2 protein-coding genes and 1 pseudogene are annotated in these 2,171 nt (G+C 76.2%); 1 reads left to right on the top strand and 2 read right to left on the bottom strand.

Annotation, left to right across the window (positions count from 1 at the left end):
• Both NH602_RS30320 and amiA read right to left on the bottom strand, forming a co-directional pair.
• Positions 1 to 641: pseudogene (locus NH602_RS30320) on the bottom strand (hypothetical protein); the annotation flags it as partial.
• Positions 642 to 741: 100 nt separating this feature from the next.
• Complete coding sequence (gene amiA / locus NH602_RS30315; protein ID WP_020625778.1) at positions 742 to 861, bottom strand: streptamidine family RiPP; 120 nt, start codon at positions 859 to 861, stop codon at positions 742 to 744.
• Between the two features lie 161 nt (positions 862 to 1,022).
• On the opposite strand from amiA, the gene NH602_RS30310 reads away from it, so the two are divergent.
• Positions 1,023 to 2,171, top strand: a 1,149-nt coding sequence (locus NH602_RS30310; RefSeq protein ID WP_253069620.1) for an MFS transporter, incomplete at its 3' end; no start/stop codon positions are given.

Here is a 2,171-nt window from a genome sequence, read left to right as displayed (position 1 = left end):
CCGGTCGGGGCGGCCGGGCCGGCCTCCCAGTACGCGAGCAGGTGCGGGTGCCCGGATCCGGCCGCGGCGAGGCGGCGGGCGCGGACGTCGGCGTGCCCGGCGTCGCCGGGGTGTACGGCGGGAGGTTCCAGGATCCCGTGCCGGCCCTCGACGGCGAGCCGGAACACGGCCGTCCCGCGGTCGGGCAGCCGGTCCAGGGCGGTCCAGGATGCGGGTGCCGGCCCGTCGGCGACGACGCAGACCGCGGTCGGCGTCGCGGACGCATCCGCACCGCCCGGGGCGTCGATGCCGGTCGCCGGGTGCGTGGGGTCCGGGCGGGCCGGGACGGCCGCGAGCTCTCCGACCGTCCCGCGCAGCACCCGCACGGTGGGCCCGGCGAGCGCGGTGGCGACGGCGTCGGCCAGCGCGCCGTCACCGGCGACGGTCACGGTGGCCGTCCGGGCCGGGCGGGTGTCGTCGAGGTACCCGGCCGCGGCGAACGCGCCGCGCTCCGGGTCGAGTCCCGGCGGAGGTGTGGGGTCGGCGCCGGCGAACCAGCGGGTCAGTGCCTCGACCGTGCCGCGGGGCAGGTCGACCCCGCGCAACCGGCCGGAGGCCTCCCGCAGCGCCGAGCCCCGACCGGGGACCTCGAACACGCTCACGCCCGGTCGCAGTCGTTCCACTCGCACTCCCTGGTCCGTCGGTCGGTCACGGCAGACCGCGGGCCCGGCACCGTCACCGGTGCCGGGCCCGCGGCGGGTGTCACTCCTGCTCGGCGGCCTGCTCGGTCGCGAACGGGTTCTCGACGAGGGCGTTGGAGTGGCTCGCGGAGTTGTGCGGAAGGGCGCGCTCGGCCTCGAGCTCGGTGAAGATGTCCTTCATCGTTTTCTCCTCCAGTGGGTGACATCGTCCGGTTCCGGACCACCCCATCATGACCACAAACGACATCGGTTTTCAACAGTGGTGGACGTCTCGTGGCACCACTATTGGTGATGACTGTCGTTTCACACTATGGTTCGCGCATCCGCCGACGGAAGGACCCCGTGAGCGAGACGGCCCCGACCGCCCCCGAGCACGAACGCACCGACCTGCGCCGCTACCTCGCCGCCCGGGTCGTCTCGGTCGCCGGCTCCCTGGTCGCCGCGGTCGCTCTGCCCGTGCTCGTCTACCGGCTGACCGGCTCGCCCGCCTGGACGGCGGCGATCGCGACCGCGGAGGCACTCCCCTACCTGCTGTTCGGGCTGGTCGCGGGCGCGCTGGCCGACCGTGTCGACCGCAGGCGGCTCATGGTCGGCGTCGACCTGGCGTGCGGCGCGGTGCTGGCGGGGATCCCGCTCGCCTGGTGGGCCGGGGTACTCACACCGTGGCAGGTGCTCGGCACGGCGGTCGCGGTGCAGACCGGTTTCGTCTTCTTCGACGCCGCGAACTTCGGCGCCCTGCCCACGCTGGTCGGGCCCGACCGGATCACCGCGGCGTTCTCCACCCTCTACGGCGCGACGACCGTCGTCGAGCTGGTCGTGCCGCCGCTCGCCGGGCTGGCCGTCGCGACCCTGGCCCCGGCCGGGCTGCTGTCGGTCACCGCGCTCACCGCGGTCGCGTCGGCGCTGCTGATCCGGTCGGTCGCCGGGAGCCTGTCCCCCGGGCCCGGCACCCGCGCGCCGACCCGGATCCTCGCCGACGTGCGCGAGGGCCTGGCACTGCTCATGGGCCATCCGGTGGTCCGCACGCTGACGCTGGTCGGCACCACCCAGGCCGTCGCGGGCGGTGCCTGGCTCGCGATGACCGTGCCGTGGGCGGACCGGGTGCTCGGCATCCGCGCCGACGGCGACGCCCGGCTCGGCCTCCTGTTCGCCTGCTGGGGTGTGGGCGGGCTGGCCGCGGCCCGGCTGGTCCCACGGCTGTCGGAGCGCTGGGGCGGGGCGCGGCTCGCGCTGGCCGGGCTGCCGGTGTCGCTGGCCTGCGCGGTCGCGGTGGTGTCGGCGACGCACTGGGTCCCCGCACTCCTCGCCGCGACGGCGTTCGGGTCGGCGTACTCGACGGTCGTGCTCAACGCCGTCACCTACCGGCTGCAGGTCACGCCCGAGCACGCCCGCGCCCGGGTCTCGACGACCGCACGGATGCTGTCCTGGGGCCTCGGCACCCCCGCCGGGGCGGCCCTGGCCGGCGTCGTGGCGACGACACCGGCGGGCCCG

Origin of the sequence: Pseudonocardia sp. McavD-2-B (assembly GCF_024124365.1) — a bacterium.
Classification (GTDB): domain Bacteria; phylum Actinomycetota; class Actinomycetes; order Mycobacteriales; family Pseudonocardiaceae; genus Pseudonocardia; species Pseudonocardia alni.
Note: the sequence above shows the minus strand (reverse complement) of the source record. Positions and strands in the feature narration are given on the sequence as shown.